This window comes from Paraburkholderia strydomiana (genome assembly GCF_031456815.1).
GTDB lineage: Bacteria > Pseudomonadota > Gammaproteobacteria > Burkholderiales > Burkholderiaceae > Paraburkholderia > Paraburkholderia caledonica.
This window is the reverse complement of sequence record NZ_JAVDVL010000007.1, coordinates 1-18763: the sequence shown is the minus strand read 5'-3', so window position 1 is coordinate 18763 and position 18763 is coordinate 1. Positions and strand designations below refer to the sequence as shown.

Sequence of the window (18763 nt, the reverse complement as noted above, 5' to 3'; positions counted from 1 at the left end):
GATGGCATTGCAACCCAGTCCGCTACGCATCGCGATGGTGGCCGGCGAGCCGTCCGGCGACCTGCTGGCGTCGTCGCTACTGAACGGCCTCGCGAGCCGCCTGCCTGCCGCCACGCACTATTACGGAATCGGCGGCCCGCGCATGATTGCCACGGGTTTCGACGCGCACTGGCCAATGGAAAAGCTGTCCGTGCGCGGCTATGTCGAAGCGCTGCGGCACATTCCCGAAATCCTGCGTGTTCGCAACGACCTGAAGCGTCAACTGCTGGCCGAGCCGCCCGCGGTGTTCGTAGGCGTCGATGCGCCCGACTTCAACTTCGGGCTCGAACATCCGCTGCGCGAAGCGGGCATTCCGACGATTCACTTCGTGTGCCCGTCAATCTGGGCGTGGCGCGGCGGGCGCATCAAAAAGATCGCGAAGGCCGTCGACCATATGCTGTGCGTGTTCCCGTTCGAAACGGCGCTGCTTGAAAAAGCGGGCGTCGCGGCTTCGTACGTGGGTCATCCGCTTGCCGACGAAATTCCGCTCGAACCTGACACGCTGGGCGCGCGCCGGACGCTCGGTCTCGCGGAAAGCGGTCCTGTCATCGCGGTGCTGCCGGGTAGCCGCCGCTCGGAGATCGACCTGATCGGGCCGACGTTCTTCGCGGCGATGGAAATGATGCAGCATCAGGAGCCCGGTCTTCGCTTCGTGATGCCGGCGGCGACGCCCGCGTTGCGAGAAATGCTGCGCCCGCTGGTCGACTCGCACCCCGGCCTCGCGCTGACCATTACCGACGGCCAGTCCCAACTCGCCATGACGGCCGCCGACGCGATCCTCGTGAAAAGCGGCACCGTCACGCTCGAGGCGGCGCTGCTGAAAAAGCCGATGGTCATCTCCTACAAGGTGCCCTGGCTGACCGGCCAGATCATGCGCCGGCAGGGCTATCTGCCGTATGTCGGTTTGCCGAACATTCTGGCGGGGCGCTTCGTGGTACCGGAAATCCTCCAGCATTTCGCGACGCCGCAGGCGCTGGCCGAAGCCACGCTGAAACAGTTGCGCGATGAAGCCAACCGGCGCACGCTGACGGAAATCTTCACGGAGATGCACCACGTGCTGAAGCAGAACACTGCGCAGCGTGCGGCGGAAGTCGTCGCGAGCGTTGTCGAAAAACGCAAGGCGCGGCCGTGAAGAACGGACGCACAGACGGACGCGCCAGCGCACCCGCGCCTCGCCGCAAGACCGCGGCCGTCGCAGGCGCGGCGGGATCGGCCGGCCGGCAGGTCGGCTTGAACTTCGAGACGCCCGACGACATTATTTGCGGCGTCGACGAAGCAGGGCGCGGACCGCTGGCCGGTCCGGTCGTGGCTGCGGCGGTGATTTTCGATCCGTCGAAGCCGATGATTCGCGGCCTCGACGATTCCAAAGCGCTAAGCGCCAAAAAGCGTGACGAGCTGTACGACAAGATCGTCGACCGCGCACTCGCGTACTGCATTGCATCGGCAACCGTCGAAGAGATCGATTCGCTGAACATCCTCCATGCAACCATGCTGGCGATGAAGCGCGCGGTGGAAGGGCTGTCCGTCACGCCCACGCTGGTGAAGATCGACGGTAATCGCTGCCCCACATTGAGCGTGCGTAGCGAAGCAGTGATTGGTGGCGACGCGCTCGTGAAATGCATTTCGGCGGCGTCGATTCTTGCCAAGGTCACGCGCGACCGGATGCTGCTGGAACTACACCAGACGTATCCGCTTTACGGCTTCAATGCGCATGCGGGCTACGGCACGCCGCAACACCTCGCGGCGTTGCGGGAGCACGGTCCCTGCGAGCATCATCGGCGCTCGTTCGCGCCCGTGCGCGAGGCCCACTTGCGATTCGGCACTGGCGTGCCACTGCCCGCGGGCGAAGTCATCGTCGTGCCGGATATGCTGGCGAGCGGCATGCTGGACGACGCAATGCTCGATCGCGACGCGTTCGGCGAACACAGCGGCGCTTGAATATCGCGCGGATTTGGCGGGCGGCCCGATCTACACCCGGTGCGTGATTGCATCCAGCATGACCCTTTACCCCCGCTAACCTTTTTCCTTACCTCACCGTCTTCGCTGCCTGTGAAAGCCATCACCTCGCGGGACAATCCGCTCTATAAACGCCTGAAGGCGCTCGCCGGTTCGACGCATCAACAGCGCCGCAGCGGCCATGCGCTGCTGGAAGGTTTCCATCTCGCGAGCGCTTATCTCGATGTAGCCGGGCAGCCGGAAATGTGCGTCGTCACCGACGGCGCACTGCGTCACGACGAAGCTCAGGCGATCGTTTCTCGCATCGACGAACAGCGCATCGTCACGTTGCCGGATGCGCTTTTCGGACAGTTGTCGAATGTCGTGCACGGCGTCGGGATTCTGCTGCTCGTGGAAAAGCTGGCCATGCCGCTGCCGGAGAAGGTCGCGCAGACATGCGTCGTGCTCGACGGCGTGCAGGACGCAGGCAACGTCGGCTCGATCTTGCGCAGCGCAGCCGCGGCGGGTATCCAGCACGTGTTCTGCGCACCGGGCACCGCCTACGCGTGGTCATCCAAGGTGTTGCGCTCCGGCATGGGCGCACACTTCCTGCTGCGGATCTACGAAGACGTCGAAGCGCAGACGTTGATCGATCGCCTCGCGGTGCCTGTCGTGATCACCGACTCGCATGGCGCAGCGGCGATCTACGACTGTGACCTGAGCGGACAACTTGCGTGGGTGTTCGGCAACGAGGGGGCCGGCGTATCGCAAATCTGGCGTGAGGCCGTCTCATTGCGGGTGACGATTCCCCAGCCGGGCGGCATGGAGTCGCTCAACGTCGCGGCCGCGGCCGCTGTATGCGTGTTCGAGCAATGCAGACAACAGCGCGCCGCGAACATGCACGGCGACGCGCGTTCGTCTTCGCGTTTCCCCGCTCAATAAGACGGACGATCCAGCTTGATCTCCTGCAGGATCGTGGTCGCAATCTCTTCGATCGACTTGTGCGTCGACGACAGCCACTTGATCCCTTCGCGACGCATCATCGTTTCGGCTTCGTTGATCTCGTAACGGCAGTTCTCCGGCGCGGCGTACTTGCTGCCCGGCCGGCGCTCGTTACGGATCTCGGATAACCGCTGGGGATCGATCGACAACCCAAACATTTTCTGCCGATGCGCCAATAACGGCGTAGGCAGTTTGCCTCGCTCGAAATCTTCCGGAATCAGCGGATAGTTGGCCGCTTTGACGCCGTACTGCATGGCCAGATACAGGCTCGTCGGCGTTTTTCCGCTGCGCGACACGCCAACCAGTATCACGTCCGCATCGGCGAGATTGCGGTTCGACTGGCCGTCGTCGTGCGCAAGCGAGAAGTTGATCGCCTCGATCCGGTTCTTGTATTCCTCGGTGTCCGCGTTTTGGTGACCGCGCCCCATCGCGTGGCTCGACTTCAGTTCCAGTTCCTGTTCCAGCGGCTCGACGAACGTCTGGAACATGTCCAGCACGAGCGCATTCGAGCCCTTGACGATCTGATTCGAGGCGCTGTCTACGAGCGTCGTGAACACGATCGGACGGCGGCCGTCCTGCTGGATCGCTTCGTTGATCTTTTCGAGCGTGGCGTAGGCTTTTTCCGTCGAGTCGACGAAAGGCACGCGAACCAGGCGGAATTTCTGGTCGAACTGGGAGAGGATCGAATGCGCGAAGGTTTCGGCAGTGATCCCGGTACCGTCGGAGACGATGAATACGGTGGGCGGCATCAGTGGGGCAGGGAACGTGAGCGGCAAAAAGCGCTCGAATGGAACATCGCTGCGTTGATTTCGCTGCGCGGTGGCTGACCGCAAAGCAGCGGCGTCAAACAACGCGCCGTGGGCACCGCTACTGCGCCGGGGAAGCACCTGCAGACTCTTCGGAAAAGATTGAAAGAGCCGCGCAGGCGGTCCGGGCGCGGTTGGAGGCGCAATTCTCGTCCGACAGTCACATTTCGAGAGTCGGCACGGTAGAATAGCGGCAACCTGTTGGATAAGCAATTGCAGGCGATTGGCGCCTAACTCGCCGCGAACGGTCGTTCAACGCTCCGCTATCGGACGTCAAACGCCACGGAACGCGGCGCATCGATCGCTAAATCCGGGCATTCGCGCTCTTCGTCGCCCCGGTTGGCTTCGTTGGCTTCATTGGCGTTGCCGGCGTGATGCATTGCACAAGCGCGTTGCATCGGCGTGGTACGCAAGCGCCGTAAGCTCCGTAAGCGATTGCTTCTCCAACAGGTTGTGCAAGACGCGAGGTCACGCTCCCAATGGGCGTCTCGCGTTCGAGCCCACTTGCACAGCCGTGAATTTCTTTCACACTTAGGGGCTTGTATGACTAACGCAGTTACCGTCGCAAAGGATAGGGCATATGTAGTTCCGTTCGAGCAGTTGCGGATGACCGATGTGGAGATTGTCGGCGGCAAGAACGCGTCGCTAGGCGAGATGATCAGTCAGCTCGCTGAAGCGGGCGTGCGCGTGCCGACCGGTTTCGCCACGACGGCGCTGGCTTTCCGCGACTTCCTGCATCACAACAACCTGACCGAGCGCATCGCCAAACGTCTGGAGACGCTCGACGTCGACGACGTGAAGGCGCTCGCCGAAGCGGGCAAGGAGATCCGTCAATGGATCGTCGAAGCGCCGTTGCAGCCGCAACTCGAGGCTGACATCCGCGCAGGTTTCGAGACCTTGCAAAACAGCTCGCCTGAAGAGCTTTCCTTTGCCGTGCGTTCGTCGGCAACGGCGGAAGACTTGCCGGACGCATCGTTCGCGGGTCAGCAGGAAAGCTATCTCAACGTGGTCGGCATCGAGGAAGTGCTCGATCGCATGAAGCACGTGTTCGCGTCGTTGTACAACGACCGCGCTATTTCCTATCGCGTACACAAGGGCTTCACGCACGCTGAAGTCGCGTTGTCGGCTGGTGTTCAGCGCATGGTGCGCTCGGACGTCGGCGCGGCCGGCGTGATGTTCACGCTCGACACCGAATCCGGCTTCAAAGACGCGGTCTTCATCACGTCGAGCTATGGTCTGGGCGAAACCGTCGTGCAAGGCGCGGTCAATCCGGACGAGTTCTACGTCTACAAGACCACGCTCGCGCAAGGCAAGTATCCGATCATCCGCCGTTCGATCGGCTCCAAGCTGATCAAGATGGAATTCACGAAGGCCGGCGAAGAAGGCCGCGTGAAGACTGTCGACGTGCCGCACGAACAGCGCAACCGCTTCTCGATTACTGACGAAGACGTGATCGAGCTCGCGAAGTACGCGGTCATCATCGAAAAACACTACGAGCGTCCGATGGACATCGAGTGGGGCAAAGACGGCCGCGACGGCAAGATCTTTATCCTGCAGGCACGTCCCGAAACGGTGAAGAGCCAGGCGACCGGCAAGGCGGAGCAGCGCTTCAAGCTGAAGGGACAATCGAACGTGCTGGCCACCGGCCGCGCGATCGGCCAGAAGATCGGCGCGGGTCCGGTGCGCGTGATTCACGATCCGTCGGAAATGGACCGTGTGCAGCCGGGCGACGTGCTGGTCGCCGACATGACCGACCCGAACTGGGAGCCGGTGATGAAGCGCGCATCCGCGATCGTTACGAACCGGGGCGGGCGCACCTGCCACGCGGCGATCATCGCGCGCGAACTGGGCGTGCCGGCCGTGGTGGGCTGCGGCGACGCGACCGACGTGCTGAAAGAGGGCTCGCTCGTCACCGTCTCGTGCGCTGAAGGCGACGAAGGCAAGATCTACGACGGTCTGCTCGAAACCGAAATCACCGAAGTGCAGCGCGGCGACCTGCCGCCGATTCCGGTGAAGATCATGATGAACGTCGGCAACCCGCAACTGGCTTTCGACTTCTCGCAACTGCCGAATGCCGGCGTGGGTCTCGCACGGCTCGAGTTCATCATCAACAACAACATCGGCGTTCATCCGAAGGCGATTCTCGAATATCCGAACATCGATCAGGACCTGAAGAAGGCCGTGGAAAGCGTCGCTCGCGGTCACGCCTCGCCGCGCGCGTTCTACGTCGACAAGCTGACCGAAGGTATCGCGACGATTGCTGCAGCGTTCTATCCGAAGCCCGTGATCGTGCGTCTGTCGGACTTCAAGTCGAACGAGTACAAGAAGCTGATCGGCGGTTCGCGTTACGAGCCGGACGAAGAAAACCCGATGCTCGGCTTCCGCGGCGCATCGCGCTACATCGCTGAAGACTTCGCCGAAGCGTTCCAGATGGAATGCGTCGCGCTGAAGAAGGTGCGCGAAGAGATGGGCCTCGACAACGTCGAGATCATGGTGCCGTTCGTGCGTACGCTCAAGCAGGCCGAGCGCGTGGTCGGGCTGCTCGAAAAGTTCGGCCTGAAGCGCGGCGAGAATGGCTTGCGCCTCATCATGATGTGCGAAGTGCCGTCGAACGCGATTCTGGCAGAGGAATTCCTCCAGTTCTTCGACGGTTTCTCGATTGGCTCGAACGACCTGACGCAACTCACGCTCGGCCTCGACCGCGACTCCGGTATGGAATTGCTGGCCGTCGATTTCGACGAACGCGACCCGGCGGTCAAGTTCATGCTCAAGCGCGCGATCGAAACGTGCCTGCGCCTCGACAAGTATGTCGGTATCTGCGGTCAGGGTCCTTCGGATCACCCCGACTTTGCTCAATGGCTGACGGACGAAGGCATCAAGTCGATCTCGCTGAACCCGGACACGATCATCGAGACCTGGCAACAGCTGGCAAAGACGTCGACGAAGTAAGCGTTGCGCGTGCCGCGCCGTAAGCGGCACGCATGACGAAACGCGCGGCTGATCGAACGCGTAGCGAAAGCACATCGAACGCGCATCAAAGGCAGGCCCAACCGCACGTTCGATGCCGGTAATCCGCATCCGCTTCGTGCTATAAACACCCCGGTAGATCCGGGGTGTTTTGCTTTGTGGAGGTCGAAGTGGCGCCAGGTGGACTGTTCTGGTGGGTCGGGGCCGGTGTGCTAGTCGTGCTGGAGTTGCTCAGCGGCACTTTCTATTTGCTGATGATCGCGCTCGGTTGCGTCGCTGCAGCTATTGCGCATATCGCGGGCGCTGCAGCAGACATGCAGTTCGCGGTCGCGGCGACCGTCGCGCTCGCCGCAGTGCTCGTGCTGAGGCGTTCGCATTTCGGCCGCAGAACGCGCAAGGAGGCGTCCAGGAATCCGGACGTCAATCTCGACATCGGTCAGACGGTGAGCGTGCCGGCATGGCACGAGCGTCGTGCGCGAGTGAGTTATCGCGGTGCGGAATGGGACGTCGAACTCGCGCCCGGAGAGCCGGACGATGCGCGCATTTACGAGATCAAAGAGTTGCGCGGCAGTTGCCTCGTGGTGGCCGCGGCGCAGCACGCACGGTCCAATGCGGCGCATCTTTGATATTGACCGGTAGGCTCGCAGCAATTAATTAAACCAACTAACGGTTCTGGAGTGCAGATATGGATTCGACCATCATCGGGGCGGTGTTCCTGGTCATCGTGATCGTGCTGGCGGCGCAGACCATCAAGATCGTGCCGCAGCAGCACGCGTGGGTGCTCGAGCGCCTTGGCCGCTATCACAGCACGCTGACGCCGGGTTTGAGCTTCGTGTTCCCTTTCGTCGACCGGATCGCTTACAAGCACATTCTCAAGGAGATCCCGCTCGAAGTGCCGAGCCAGGTCTGTATCACGCGCGACAATACGCAGTTGCAGGTCGATGGCGTGCTGTACTTCCAGGTCACGGATCCGATGAAGGCGTCGTATGGGTCGAGTAACTTCGTGTTTGCAATCACGCAGTTATCGCAGACCACGCTGCGCTCGGTGATCGGCAAGCTCGAACTCGACAAGACTTTCGAAGAGCGCGATTTCATCAATCACAGCATTGTTTCCGCGCTCGACGAAGCTGCGGCGAACTGGGGCGTCAAAGTCTTACGCTACGAGATCAAAGATCTGACGCCGCCAAAGGAAATTCTTCACGCGATGCAGGCGCAGATCACCGCCGAGCGTGAGAAGCGCGCGTTGATCGCGGCGTCGGAAGGGCGCAAGCAGGAGCAGATCAATATCGCGTCGGGCGGCCGCGAAGCGGCGATCCAGAAATCGGAAGGCGAGCGGCAGGCGGCGATCAACCAGGCGCAAGGTCAGGCCGCGGCGATTCTTGCCGTTGCGGACGCAAATTCGCAGGCCATTCAGAAGATTGCCGCTGCGATTCAGTCGAACGGCGGCATGGAGGCGGTGAATCTGAAGGTCGCCGAGCAATACGTGAACGCGTTCGGCAATCTGGCAAAGCAGGGCACGACGCTGATCGTGCCGGGCAATCTGTCGGACATGAGTTCGATGATCGCGTCGGCGCTCGCCATCGTGAATAAAGGCAAGGGTGTGGCGGACGCGCACTGACCAGTCCGGGCGAGGCACGGGCGAGTCGGCCGTAAGACCGTTTCAATAATGGCGCAGCAAAAACAATGGCCCGCATCAGTGCGGGCCATTTTTGTTAGATCAGTTGAAAAAAGATGCGGCGGCCTCGGGGGCAAGGTGCGGCATATCCGCGCGATAGTTCTTTCGCGTCGCGTAAAGCGAACGACGCAGAGCGAGCAAGACCTCAGCCCGGCGAGCGCATCAAACGCGCCTTTTCGCGCTCCCAATCGCGCTTTTTCTCGGTTTCGCGTTTGTCGTGCTGCTTCTTGCCCTTGGCGAGACCGATTTCGCATTTGACGCGGCCGCCCTTGTAATGAAAGTTCAGCGGCACGAGTGTATAGCCGCGCTGCTCGACCTTGCCGATCAGTTTGCTGATTTCCTCGCTATGCAAGAGGAGTTTGCGTGTGCGGACCGGATCGGGCGTGATGTGGGTCGAGGCCTCGGGCAGCGGGCTGATATGCGTGCCGATCAGGAACAGTTCGTTGTTACGGATCACGACGTAACCTTCCTTGATCTGGCCACGGCCGGCGCGCAAGGCCTTGACCTCCCATCCTTCGAGCACGAGCCCTGCTTCGTAGCGTTCTTCGACCGAATAGTCGTAGAAGGCTTTTCTGTTGTCGATAATGCTCATGAATGGAAAGTGCCCAACTCGTTTAAAATCACGATTTTAGCAAAGCGGGGCAAGGAAAGCCCGCCGCGCTCGTCCACCCTCGCCGCGCGCTGTTCAATTTATGGCAGATGTCCAAAAAACCGTGTTGATCCGCCATTCGGCGGAACAGATGTTCGACCTCGTCACCGACGTCGCCGATTACCCCAACTTCCTGCCCTGGTGCGGAGGAGTGGAGGTCCGCCACCGGGACGACACCAGCATGGAGGCGAAGATCGACATCAACTTCAAGGGTATCAAGCAACACTTTGCCACGCGCAACAGCATGGAGCGGCCCACGCGTATCGACATGGAGTTCGCTGACGGCCCGTTTCGCAAATTCACCGGTTTCTGGCGCTTTACGCCGTTGCGCGCTGACGCCTGCAAGATCGAATTCGCGCTGCACTACGAGTTCACCAACATCATTCTCGAGAAGATCATTGGGCCTGTGTTCAATCACATCGCCAATACTTTCGTCGAATCGTTCGTGAAGCGCGCCGATCAGCGCTACGGCAAGGCATGAGCGAACGTCTGTCCGTTCAGGTCTGTTATGCGCTCGCGACCGAGCAGGCGCTGATCGACGTCGAACTGCCCGCGGGCGCCACACTCATGCAGGCGATCGAGGCTAGCGGCGTTTTGCAGCGTTATCCTCAGATCGATCTGCGCACGCAGAAGGTCGGTGTGTTCGGCAAGCTCAAGCCACTCGATACGGCGCTGGCCGATCACGACCGCGTCGAGATCTACCGGCCGCTGCTGGTGGACCCGAAGGTTTCTCGCCAACGCCGCGTCGAAAAAACCCGGAAGGCGGGCTCCATTGAAGGCCGCCGCTGGCAGAACAAGGATTCGCGGTAGGCGCCGGCTCACAGGCGCATCGCCCACTTCAGGGCGCCGAACCGTGCGCCTTTTTCCCGATCGGCGTGGCGCCCCCGGAATCGTCATCCGCATGTTGACGCACAGACCAGCACACACCCGCCACCAGTAACAGGATTGCCGCGATCTCCAACGGCCGCGGCAGCCGTTCGTCGTAAATGAACGCGTAGAGCAGCGCGAACAGCGTTTCGAAGACGATCAACTGGCCGGAAAGCGTGAGGGGCAGCCGCTTCGACGCCGCGTTCCACAGCCCGTTGCCGAGCCACGACGCGCCAATCGCGAGACCGAGGTTGAGCATCCAGAAGCTGTGCCAGCGGCCTGACGCCAGTTCGCCTTGCGGGCCGCCCGGCGGCAGCGCGGCGGCCGCGAGCCAGAGCGCGGCGCCGAGCATGCCCGTCACCACGCCCCACAGCACGGACCACTCGTTGCCGCTGAAACGCGTCTGCCGCTGAAGGTAGCGAGCGTTTTCCACTGCGAACCACGTCCAGCAGCCGAGCGCGCCGACCGCGCAGGCGAGGCCGAGCATTTTGGTGAGAACGCTGACCGGCGTGCCTTCGGCGACCGTGAAGACGTCGATATTGATGCAGGCGATGCCGGCCATCACCATCGCAAGCGGCCAGCCGAGGCGGGAAAGCGGCACCGCGCCGTGGTCGCCGCGGCCCATCAGCGTCACCGTGACGGGCAGCACGCCGACGATCAGCGACGCCGGCGCAATCCCGACCAGATGCACAGCGGCAGTCAGCAGCAGGTAATACAGCAGATTGCCGGCCAGCGCGAGCTTGACGAGCGCGACCAGGTCCTCGCGAGTCAGGCGTTTGACGAGCGAGCGCGCCATTGGCAGCGCCGCTGCCAGCGAGACGACGCCGTACATGGTGTACCGGCCGGCGGACAGCAGAAGCGGTGAAAAGTCCGGCAGCACCCGCGGGACCAGAAAAACCATGCCCCACAAGGCTCCAGCTATCACTCCATATGCGACACCGCGCTGCATCGACTGCTCCTGCAAGAAAACCGGGATGGGCTGCAGATTAGCCGTTGGGCGCCGCGCGCGTCTTGTTTGATTCTGCATTCGAGGCGAGCAAACGAAACGCGATCGAACCCGAGGCGAAAGACGAAGCGAAATAGCGGACGCGAAGCCACGAAAAAAAGCACCCGAAATTCGCTAAGCTGCTGTTCGCGCAGTGAAAAGCGGGGAGGTATCGCGTATAATTCGCTTTTGCGCCTATAGGATTTGCCATGCGTCTGATCCAAACAGCACTCACGTTCGATGACGTGCTCCTCGTCCCGGCCTTCTCCGATGTTCTGCCGCGCGACACCAGCCTCAAGACCCGGCTGACCCGCAATATTTCCCTGAATATGCCGCTCGTGTCCGCCGCTATGGACACGGTCACCGAAGCCCGCCTCGCTATCGCCATGGCGCAAATGGGCGGCGTCGGCATCATCCACAAGAACCTCACGGCGGCCGAGCAGGCGCGTGAAGTGGCCAAGGTCAAGCGTTTCGAGTCAGGCGTCGTCCGCGATCCGATCACGGTGCCGCCGCAAATGAAGGTGCGCGACGTCATTGCACTGTCGCAACAGCATGGCATCTCCGGTTTCCCGGTTGTGGAAGGCGCGCAGCTGATCGGCATCGTCACCAATCGCGACCTGCGCTTCGAAGAGCGTCTGGACGAGCCGGTGCGCAACATCATGACGCCGCGTGAACGGCTCGTGACCGTCAAGGAAGGCACCTCGCTCGCCGAGGCCAAGGCGCTGATGCACAGCCACCGGCTGGAGCGCGTGCTCGTCATCAACGACGCATTCGAACTGCGCGGCCTGATGACGGTGAAAGACATCACCAAGCAGACCGAGCACCCGGACGCCTGTAAAGACGAACACGGCAAGCTGCGCGCGGGCGCGGCGGTCGGCGTCGGCGCGGACAACGAAGAGCGCGTCGAACTGCTGGTTCAGGCGGGCGTAGACGTGATCGTCGTCGACACCGCGCACGGTCACAGCAAGGGCGTGCTCGAGCGCGTGCGCTGGGTCAAGCAGAACTTCCCGCACGTCGAGGTGATCGGCGGCAACATCGCCACCGCGGCGGCAGCCAAGGCGCTCGTCGAATACGGCGCAGACGGTGTGAAAGTCGGTATCGGCCCGGGCTCGATCTGCACGACGCGAATCGTCGCGGGCGTGGGGGTGCCGCAGGTCACCGCGATCTCGAACGTATCTGAAGCGCTGAAGGGCACCGGCGTGCCGGTTATCGCAGACGGCGGCGTGCGTTTCTCGGGCGACGTCAGCAAGGCGCTTGCAGCGGGCGCAAATGCCGTGATGATGGGCAGCATGTTCGCCGGCACCGAAGAAGCGCCGGGCGACGTGTTCCTGTATCAGGGCCGCCAGTACAAGTCCTACCGTGGCATGGGTTCGGTCGGCGCGATGAAGGACGGCGCGGCGGACCGCTACTTCCAGGACAACTCGGCAAACATCGACAAGCTCGTGCCGGAAGGTATCGAAGGCCGCGTCGCCTACAAGGGCTCGGTCAACGCGATCCTGTTCCAGCTGATCGGCGGCGTGCGTGCCAGCATGGGCTACTGCGGTTGCCGCACGATTGCCGAGATGAACGACAAGGCCGAGTTCGTGCAGATCACGGGAGCGGGCTTGCGCGAGTCGCATGTGCACGACGTGCAAATCACCAAGGAAGCGCCCAACTACCACGTGGACTAAACGCCAATGAAGCCATTGCTGCGCGCTGTACTGATCGTCGACGCGTTGTTGCTGCTCGCGTTCGGCCTGTTGTTCCTGCTGACGCCGTGGACTTCGTTGTACAACGCGCTGCTGCTGGTGCAAACGCAGCCGGCGCTGGTCGGCCAGGCGTTTGGCATTGCGTTGATCGGGCTCGCGTGGCTCGCGTTGCATGCGTCGATCGACGGCGGGCTGACGTCGTCGGTTGCAAGGGCTGTGGGCCACGTGAACTGGCTGACCGGCGTGCTGATGCTGGTCTGGCTGCTCGGTTTGCATACGCCGGCGCTGACCGGCTTCGGGCAGATCGTCGCGGTGCTCACGGGTGTGGTGTTGCTGGTGCTGGGTCTGGGCGGTGTGCGGTTGTCGGGCGCGGTGCGGCGGCGCGAGAAGTTGCGCGTCGCTGAAGCCACTGCCGCGGAGCGTGCGGAAAAGCAGGCCGCGAAAGACGCCGCCAAAAATGCGGCAAACAGGGCGGCGAACGAAGCGGCAATCAACACGGCAACCAGCACTGCAAGCACGGACGGCCGGCGCGAGCCCGCGGTGCCTGCTACGGCGGGCTTCCCGGTGTATCGCGCGGAGCCGCTCGTCGAGCCGGCTATGCCTGCTGCGACGGCGGTGCCTGCTGCTCCGGACACGCGGCCCCTCGGCTCGGCATCTACCGCGCCATTGCATCCGGCAGTCGACGAGCCCGGCCTGAGCGCATCCGAACGCGCTGCACGCGCGCAAGCTGCTGTCGCTCGCGACGAGGCCCGCAATGCCGCTGCCGATGCGCCCAATGCGCCCCGGCCCCCGTTTCATGGCTGACGCGCCGCGCGCCACTGCATTCGCCGAAGCAACCGCAATCCGTACGCGCGCGCCGCAGGCAGTTCTCTGCAGCAGTGGCGGACCAGGCGCACACAGGCTTCATCATCGCGTTTCGCCATCGCATCCGCGGGCCCGCATGTCTGCGTGGACCGCTTTGAATTCAACGCCGCGCTTCGTGCGCGGCATTCCGTATCCGCTCACTTTTGACTCCGTCCGCTGCCATGCATGACAAGATCCTGATCCTCGACTTCGGTTCGCAAGTCACCCAACTGATTGCACGTCGCGTTCGCGAAGCCAACGTGTATTCGGAAATTCATCCGTACGATGTCGATGCGTCGTTCATCCGCGACTTCGCGCCGAAGGGCGTGATCCTGTCCGGCGGCCCGAGCTCCGTCACCGAAACGGATACGCCGCGCGTGCCGCAAGCGGTGTTCGAACTCGGCGTGCCGGTGCTCGGCATCTGCTACGGCATGCAGGCCATGGCCGAGCAACTGGGCGGCAAGGTCGACATCGGCCATTTGCGTGAGTTCGGTTATGCCGAAGTGCGCGCGCGCAATCACACGAGCCTGCTCGAAGGCATCAGCGACTTCACTACGCCGGAAGGTCACGGCATGCTGAAGGTGTGGATGAGCCACGGCGACAAGGTGCTCGAAATGCCGCCCGGCTTCGCGCTGATGGCGTCGACGGAATCGTGCCCGATCGCCGCAATGGCCGACGAGACGCGCCGCCTCTACGGCCTGCAATGGCATCCGGAAGTCACGCACACCGTGCAAGGCCGTGCGATGCTCGAGCGCTTCGTGCTGCAGATTTGCGGCGCGCGGCCCGACTGGGAAATGGGCCACTATATCGACGAAGCAGTCGCGAAGATTCGCGAGCAGGTCGGCAACGAACATGTGATTCTCGGCTTGTCGGGCGGCGTGGATTCGTCGGTGGCGGCGGCGCTGCTGCACCGCGCGATCGGCGATCAGCTCACCTGCGTGTTTGTCGATCATGGCCTTTTGCGCCTGAACGAAGCCGAGCAGGTCATGGCTACGTTCGCGGATCACCTGGGCGTAAAGGTGATTCATGTCGACGCAAGCGACGTGTTCCTGCGCAAGCTGGAAGGCGTGACTGACCCGGAAGCGAAGCGCAAGATCATCGGCGCGGAGTTCGTCGAGGTGTTCCAGACGGAAGCCGGCAAGCTCACCGACGCGAAGTGGCTCGCGCAAGGCACGATCTATCCGGACGTGATCGAATCGGCGGGCAAGGGCAAGAAGGCGACGCAGACTATCAAGAGCCACCACAACGTGGGCGGCCTGCCTGAAACGTTGAACCTGAAGCTGCTCGAACCGCTGCGCGAACTGTTCAAGGACGAAGTGCGCGAACTCGGTGTGAAGCTCGGTCTGCCGCCGGCAATGGTGTATCGCCATCCGTTCCCGGGCCCGGGTTTGGGCGTGCGGATTCTCGGCGAAGTGAAGCGCGATTTTGCGGATCTGCTGCGTCGCGCAGACGCCATTTTCATCGAGACGCTGCGCACGTTCATCGACAAGGAAACCGGCAAGTCGTGGTACGACCTGACGAGCCAGGCGTTCGCGGTGTTTCTGCCGGTGAAGAGCGTCGGCGTGATGGGCGATGGCCGCACTTACGAGTACGTGGTCGCGCTGCGCGCCGTGCAGACGCTGGACTTCATGACCGCGCATTGGGCGCATCTGCCGCATGAGCTGCTGGGTCATGTGTCGAACCGCATCATCAACGAAGTGCGCGGGATCAACCGGGTGGTGTATGACATCTCGGGCAAGCCGCCGGCGACGATCGAGTGGGAGTAATTTAGGATCCTCTGCAGTGGTCTGCAGAGGTCCGTCGATTCCCTGACTTCCCACACAAAAACAAGGGTTTATCGACTATTTTGGTCCGCTGCCGTCCGTCGGCAGCGTTCCGTCGCCGACGGCATGAGCGACGGTATAGCATCTTTTTCTGCAGACGATCCATTTTGATACCGTCACGGCGCGTGACGGTATCAAACACGGTATCAGTTCATGGAGGATTGCATGCTGACGGACCTCGAATTGCGGGCGCTCAGACCGACCGGCAGGATATACAAGGTCACGGATCAGCGTGGCCTGTACGTGGCGGTCACCTCGGCCGGAGCGGTGAGTTTTCGCTTCGACTATCGTCTGAATGGTCGCCGGGAGACCCTGGTCATTGGCCGCTACGATCCCGGGCTGCCTGCGCGCGGCGCTCGCGCTGCCGACGAACTTTCCTTTGGCATGTCGATGCGTCTTGCGGAAGCAAGGTTGCTACTTGAGCGTGCTCGTCGGGAAGTGGAGCAGGGCGCCAGTCCGTCCAGAAGCAAGGTTGAAAAGCGCGTAGAAGCGGCCGACGCGATGACGTTCGGGAAATGGGCCGAAAAATACTTCGTGGAAGCCAAGCTCGCGGAGTCGACCCGCGCGATGAGGAAGTCCGTCTACGACCGGAATCTCGCAGCGGAGTTCGGGCGGCTGAAGCTCGAAGAGATCACACCTTCAAGACTCCTGATGAGGTGTGAGAAGATCAAGGAGCGGGGTGCGGCTGCACCTGCCGTTCAGGCCCGCGACATCGTTCTCCAGGTCTACCGTTTTGTGCAGGCAAGAGGGCTGAAGCTAGCCAATCCTGCGCAAGACATTCGGCCATCCGCGATCGCTACTTTCAAACCGCGGGATCGGGCACTGACACCCGGGGAGATTCACATGTTTTTCGAGGCCCTGGAGCGCACGCCTACGCTCCCTACGTTGCGTCTGGCGGTCAAGTTCATGCTGTTGACGTTGGTGCGCAAGTCGGAATTCATTCTGGCCAAGTGGGATGAGGTGGACTTCAATGCGGCGATCTGGACAATTCCGAAAGACCGTATGAAAGGTGGGCGTCCGCATAACGTTTATCTAAGCGAGCAGGCCCTGGACATTCTGGTTACCTTCAAAACATGTTTTGGCGCGAGCTCGTACCTGCACCCTGGGAGATACGAACTAGAACTGCCTATCAGCGCGGCCACACTGAATCGCGTCATTGACAGCGCGGTCAGACTGATTCGTGAGAGTGGGACACCGGATTTCGAGTCCTTCTCGGTTCATGACTTGCGGAGAACGGCGAGCACGCAACTGCATGAAGCCGGGTTCAACAGCGACTGGATAGAAAAATGTCTCGCACACGAACAGCGTGGGGTGCGCGCTGTGTACAACAAGGCCGAATATGCCGACCAGCGAAGGGGGATGCTACAGACATGGGCTGAGATGCTTGACGGGTGGATCGTGAAGGACCCTGAAATAGACAACGGCGCAAGGGTACGACCGACCAGAAGTCCTTTGACGTCGACCGCTTAGCTGTTGTTCAGGAGTAATCCAGGATGGTGGAAAGCTATGTGGTGTGACGCCCAAAGCTCATTTCAGAGTGGATTGGTTGATTTTTACCCGCAATTTACCCGCACACTATGATCGATGCTTGGGAACATGGCTTGGCCTGAGTCCGCGCGACGTTCGCGGGGTTGTGTCTATACGTCAGACCATCCCGACGGATCGAACTTTGTGCCGCGTGAAAGATGGAGCGATCATCTTGGGGGGCCTCAGGGGTATGGTCGACTACAGTCTGACCCGCAACACGCACCCCTGTAGCGCACACGTGCAGGACGACGGGCAAGTGTCGGTCGATTCTGTTTGCAAGGACTTCCCCCTAGAGTCAAGGTCGGGGTTCGATTTTTTCGACGTTTGCGGACATGTGACGCGCACTTGCAGGTGGGCCGGTTGGCGTAGTCATTTCATTCTCCTCAAGTCGGCTGCTGCTGTCGCGTCGAAGCAATACCAGGAACAGACTGCGTCTTTGCAAACGGCCTTTATTGCCCGAGACGTATCGGGCGGGCCACGATATGAGCCGCCCAGGAGAACCCTATTTGAAAACCGGCGAACAGGCACTCAGCGACGCGCCGCGTGCGGTGATGACTCGCCAACAGAATCGTCGGGTTCTTCTCCCGTTCGGTCCGACCTCGTCTTGCTATCGCGTCGAGCAGTAGTTGAGTTTCAGGACAATCGGGTCATACTGCTGCGGGCGCTAGCGGCGCATACATGGGATGGCGTTGCCACGCGTCGGCGTCGTAGTGTTCGTTCTTTGCGAGCATCGCCCACAGCATCCGGGCATGTTTGTTGGCAATTGCAATCAGCGTCTTGTGATAGCCCTTGCGTTCGTGAAGCTGCCTGATCCACCGTTGCAGCCGGCTTGCGTGCGTGGGGTCTGCACGCAACGCAGACTGCAATGTGCTTCGGGCGCCCTGGACGAGCAGCGTGCGCAGATAGACGTTTCCACGCAGGCTGATGTGCCCCAACCGGGTCCTGCCGCCCGAGCTGTGCTGTCGCGGCGTCAAGCCCAGCCAGGCGCCAAACTGTCTGCCATTTCTGAAAACCTTCGCATCGGGCACCGTAGCGGCCACGGCACTTGAGGTCAACGGACCGACGCCGAGCAGTTCGCCGGCGCGTCTTGCGACGTCACTGCATCTGGCGTGCGTGGCGATCTGCTGGTCACAGCGGGCGAGCCGCAGGTTCAACGCGACCAGTTGTTCACGCACTTCGAGCAACATGGCACGCACCGGGTCAGGCAGTCTGGCATCTTCGATCAGTATGGGCAACGCGCTGAGCAAGCGGTCTGCCGAACGCGCGATCACCACCCCGAATTCGGCCAGCAGTCCGCGCGTGCGGTTCAGCAGTGCAGTCCGTTCCTCCTGCCATCCTTGACGGACGCTATGCCACGCCAGAATGGCCTGCTGCTCGACAGATTTGATCGCCACAAAGCGCATCGTTGGCTGGCGGGCCGCAACAGCGATCGCCTCGGCATCGGCTGCATCGTTCTTGCCTCCCGGCCTGAACGGTTTGACGAACTCGGCGGGAATGAGCCGGGCGGTATGACCACGTGCGGCAAACCAGCGACCCCAGTGGTGAGAAGAACCGCAGGCTTCCATTGCGACGCGGCAGGGGGACAACTGTTCGGCCCATCGCATGAACGCCTCGCGTCGCAGCACGCGGCGCTGCAACACGGCACCGGTACTGTCAAGCACGCAGACCGCGAAGATGTCATTTGCCAGGTCGATTCCGACGGTAGTAAGCTGGTCCATGACTTCCCCTCCTGTTCCGATTGATGGATGGCACCTCAATCATGGCACTTGATGCCTGCGACTTCAGCGTCGCACCGGGACGGGGAAGTCCCTCACATTTGAAAAAAGTCGCCGTGGATGCGGAATGTTGGGTATCCTGGAAGACATCAAACGACGGGAGTGAATCGTCATGATGGGTCTATATGAACGCGTCCCGTTTGAGCAAGTTATCGTGTGTTGTGGCAGACAGGCTGGCTTGC

The 18763-nt window shown here is 61.8% G+C and carries 16 protein-coding genes; 12 read left to right on the top strand and 4 right to left on the bottom strand.

Features of this window, described 5'->3' with window-relative positions:
* The first annotated feature begins 1 nt into the window (after position 1).
* The 3 genes from lpxB (at position 2) to J2W46_RS19595 (ending at position 2916) form a co-directional block, all read left to right on the top strand.
* Positions 2-1171 (top strand): lipid-A-disaccharide synthase, encoded by a 1170-nt coding sequence (gene lpxB / locus J2W46_RS19605; protein ID WP_027804252.1) that lies wholly within the window; start codon positions 2-4, stop codon positions 1169-1171.
* Positions 1168-1977 (top strand): ribonuclease HII, encoded by an 810-nt coding sequence (gene rnhB, locus J2W46_RS19600; RefSeq protein ID WP_310355601.1) that lies wholly within the window; start codon positions 1168-1170, stop codon positions 1975-1977. Before lpxB ends, rnhB begins: the two co-directional genes overlap by 4 nt.
* Positions 1978-2088: 111 nt before the next feature.
* Positions 2089-2916, top strand: a complete 828-nt coding sequence (locus tag J2W46_RS19595) for a TrmH family RNA methyltransferase (protein WP_310355599.1) — start codon at positions 2089-2091, stop codon at positions 2914-2916.
* On the opposite strand, the gene ppsR is transcribed toward J2W46_RS19595, so the two are convergent.
* On the bottom strand, positions 2910-3725 hold the full coding sequence (gene ppsR, locus J2W46_RS19590; protein ID WP_020065643.1) for a posphoenolpyruvate synthetase regulatory kinase/phosphorylase PpsR: 816 nt from the start codon (positions 3723-3725) through the stop codon (positions 2910-2912). The genes J2W46_RS19595 and ppsR overlap by 7 nt on opposite strands.
* Before the next feature lie 600 nt (positions 3726-4325).
* On the opposite strand from ppsR, the gene ppsA reads away from it, so the two are divergent.
* The 3 genes from ppsA (at position 4326) to J2W46_RS19575 (ending at position 8367) form a co-directional block, all read left to right on the top strand.
* Positions 4326-6731 (top strand): phosphoenolpyruvate synthase, encoded by a 2406-nt coding sequence (gene ppsA, locus J2W46_RS19585; RefSeq protein ID WP_027804254.1) that lies wholly within the window; start codon positions 4326-4328, stop codon positions 6729-6731.
* 188 nt (positions 6732-6919) lie between these two features.
* Positions 6920-7375: an NfeD family protein gene (locus tag J2W46_RS19580; protein ID WP_310355598.1), complete on the top strand. Its 456-nt coding sequence runs from the start codon at positions 6920-6922 to the stop codon at positions 7373-7375.
* Positions 7376-7434: 59 nt separating this feature from the next.
* Positions 7435-8367 carry an SPFH domain-containing protein gene (locus J2W46_RS19575; RefSeq protein WP_310355596.1) on the top strand — a complete coding sequence of 311 codons (933 nt, stop codon included), beginning with the start codon at positions 7435-7437 and terminating at the stop codon, positions 8365-8367.
* 202 nt (positions 8368-8569) lie between these two features.
* Here the strand turns inward: J2W46_RS19575 and smpB are convergent, their stop codons facing one another.
* Entirely contained in the window at positions 8570-9016 is a 447-nt protein-coding gene (gene smpB, locus J2W46_RS19570; protein WP_020065648.1) for an SsrA-binding protein SmpB, read from the bottom strand.
* 100 nt (positions 9017-9116) lie between these two features.
* Between smpB and J2W46_RS19565 the strand changes: the two genes are divergently transcribed.
* Both J2W46_RS19565 and J2W46_RS19560 read left to right on the top strand, forming a co-directional pair.
* Positions 9117-9554 carry a type II toxin-antitoxin system RatA family toxin gene (locus J2W46_RS19565; protein ID WP_006048694.1) on the top strand — a complete coding sequence of 146 codons (438 nt, stop codon included), beginning with the start codon at positions 9117-9119 and terminating at the stop codon, positions 9552-9554.
* Positions 9551-9883: an RnfH family protein gene (locus J2W46_RS19560; RefSeq protein ID WP_310355594.1), complete on the top strand. Its 333-nt coding sequence runs from the start codon at positions 9551-9553 to the stop codon at positions 9881-9883. Before J2W46_RS19565 ends, J2W46_RS19560 begins: the two co-directional genes overlap by 4 nt.
* A gap of 28 nt (positions 9884-9911) precedes the next feature.
* Here J2W46_RS19560 and J2W46_RS19555 read toward each other — a convergent pair whose 3' ends face one another.
* The gene (locus J2W46_RS19555; RefSeq protein WP_310355592.1) at positions 9912-10889 is read right to left on the bottom strand and encodes a DMT family transporter; all 978 of its coding nucleotides are present in this window, start codon (positions 10887-10889) and stop codon (positions 9912-9914) included.
* Positions 10890-11134: 245 nt separating this feature from the next.
* On the opposite strand from J2W46_RS19555, the gene guaB reads away from it, so the two are divergent.
* From guaB to J2W46_RS19535, 4 genes are all read left to right on the top strand, one after another.
* Positions 11135-12595 carry an IMP dehydrogenase gene (gene guaB, locus J2W46_RS19550; RefSeq protein ID WP_020065652.1) on the top strand — a complete coding sequence of 487 codons (1461 nt, stop codon included), beginning with the start codon at positions 11135-11137 and terminating at the stop codon, positions 12593-12595.
* Between the two features lie 6 nt (positions 12596-12601).
* On the top strand, positions 12602-13417 hold the full coding sequence (locus J2W46_RS19545) for a hypothetical protein (protein WP_310355590.1): 816 nt from the start codon (positions 12602-12604) through the stop codon (positions 13415-13417).
* Between the two features lie 221 nt (positions 13418-13638).
* Positions 13639-15222, top strand: coding sequence for a glutamine-hydrolyzing GMP synthase (gene guaA, locus J2W46_RS19540; RefSeq protein WP_310355589.1), 1584 nt, complete (start codon positions 13639-13641; stop codon positions 15220-15222).
* Between the two features lie 222 nt (positions 15223-15444).
* Positions 15445-16749: a tyrosine-type recombinase/integrase gene (locus tag J2W46_RS19535; RefSeq protein ID WP_310355587.1), complete on the top strand. Its 1305-nt coding sequence runs from the start codon at positions 15445-15447 to the stop codon at positions 16747-16749.
* A gap of 704 nt (positions 16750-17453) precedes the next feature.
* Here J2W46_RS19535 and J2W46_RS19530 read toward each other — a convergent pair.
* Complete coding sequence (locus J2W46_RS19530; protein ID WP_310355586.1) at positions 17454-18524, bottom strand: IS110 family RNA-guided transposase; 1071 nt, start codon at positions 18522-18524, stop codon at positions 17454-17456.
* Positions 18525-18763 lie beyond the last annotated feature (239 nt).

What these genes read in the sequence shown, in the direction of transcription:
- lpxB (WP_027804252.1), top strand. Translation starts at nt 2, where the DNA reads ATGGCATTGCAACCCAGTCCGCTACGCATCGCGATGGTGGCCGGCGAG.
- ppsR (WP_020065643.1), bottom strand. Translation starts at nt 3,725, where the DNA reads ATGCCGCCCACCGTATTCATCGTCTCCGACGGTACCGGGATCACTGCC.
- ppsA (WP_027804254.1), top strand. Translation starts at nt 4,326, where the DNA reads ATGACTAACGCAGTTACCGTCGCAAAGGATAGGGCATATGTAGTTCCG.
- J2W46_RS19575 (WP_310355596.1), top strand. Translation starts at nt 7,435, where the DNA reads ATGGATTCGACCATCATCGGGGCGGTGTTCCTGGTCATCGTGATCGTG.
- smpB (WP_020065648.1), bottom strand. Translation starts at nt 9,016, where the DNA reads ATGAGCATTATCGACAACAGAAAAGCCTTCTACGACTATTCGGTCGAA.
- J2W46_RS19565 (WP_006048694.1), top strand. Translation starts at nt 9,117, where the DNA reads ATGGCAGATGTCCAAAAAACCGTGTTGATCCGCCATTCGGCGGAACAG.
- J2W46_RS19560 (WP_310355594.1), top strand. Translation starts at nt 9,551, where the DNA reads ATGAGCGAACGTCTGTCCGTTCAGGTCTGTTATGCGCTCGCGACCGAG.
- J2W46_RS19555 (WP_310355592.1), bottom strand. Translation starts at nt 10,889, where the DNA reads ATGCAGCGCGGTGTCGCATATGGAGTGATAGCTGGAGCCTTGTGGGGC.
- guaB (WP_020065652.1), top strand. Translation starts at nt 11,135, where the DNA reads ATGCGTCTGATCCAAACAGCACTCACGTTCGATGACGTGCTCCTCGTC.
- J2W46_RS19545 (WP_310355590.1), top strand. Translation starts at nt 12,602, where the DNA reads ATGAAGCCATTGCTGCGCGCTGTACTGATCGTCGACGCGTTGTTGCTG.
- guaA (WP_310355589.1), top strand. Translation starts at nt 13,639, where the DNA reads ATGCATGACAAGATCCTGATCCTCGACTTCGGTTCGCAAGTCACCCAA.
- J2W46_RS19535 (WP_310355587.1), top strand. Translation starts at nt 15,445, where the DNA reads ATGCTGACGGACCTCGAATTGCGGGCGCTCAGACCGACCGGCAGGATA.
- J2W46_RS19530 (WP_310355586.1), bottom strand. Translation starts at nt 18,524, where the DNA reads ATGGACCAGCTTACTACCGTCGGAATCGACCTGGCAAATGACATCTTC.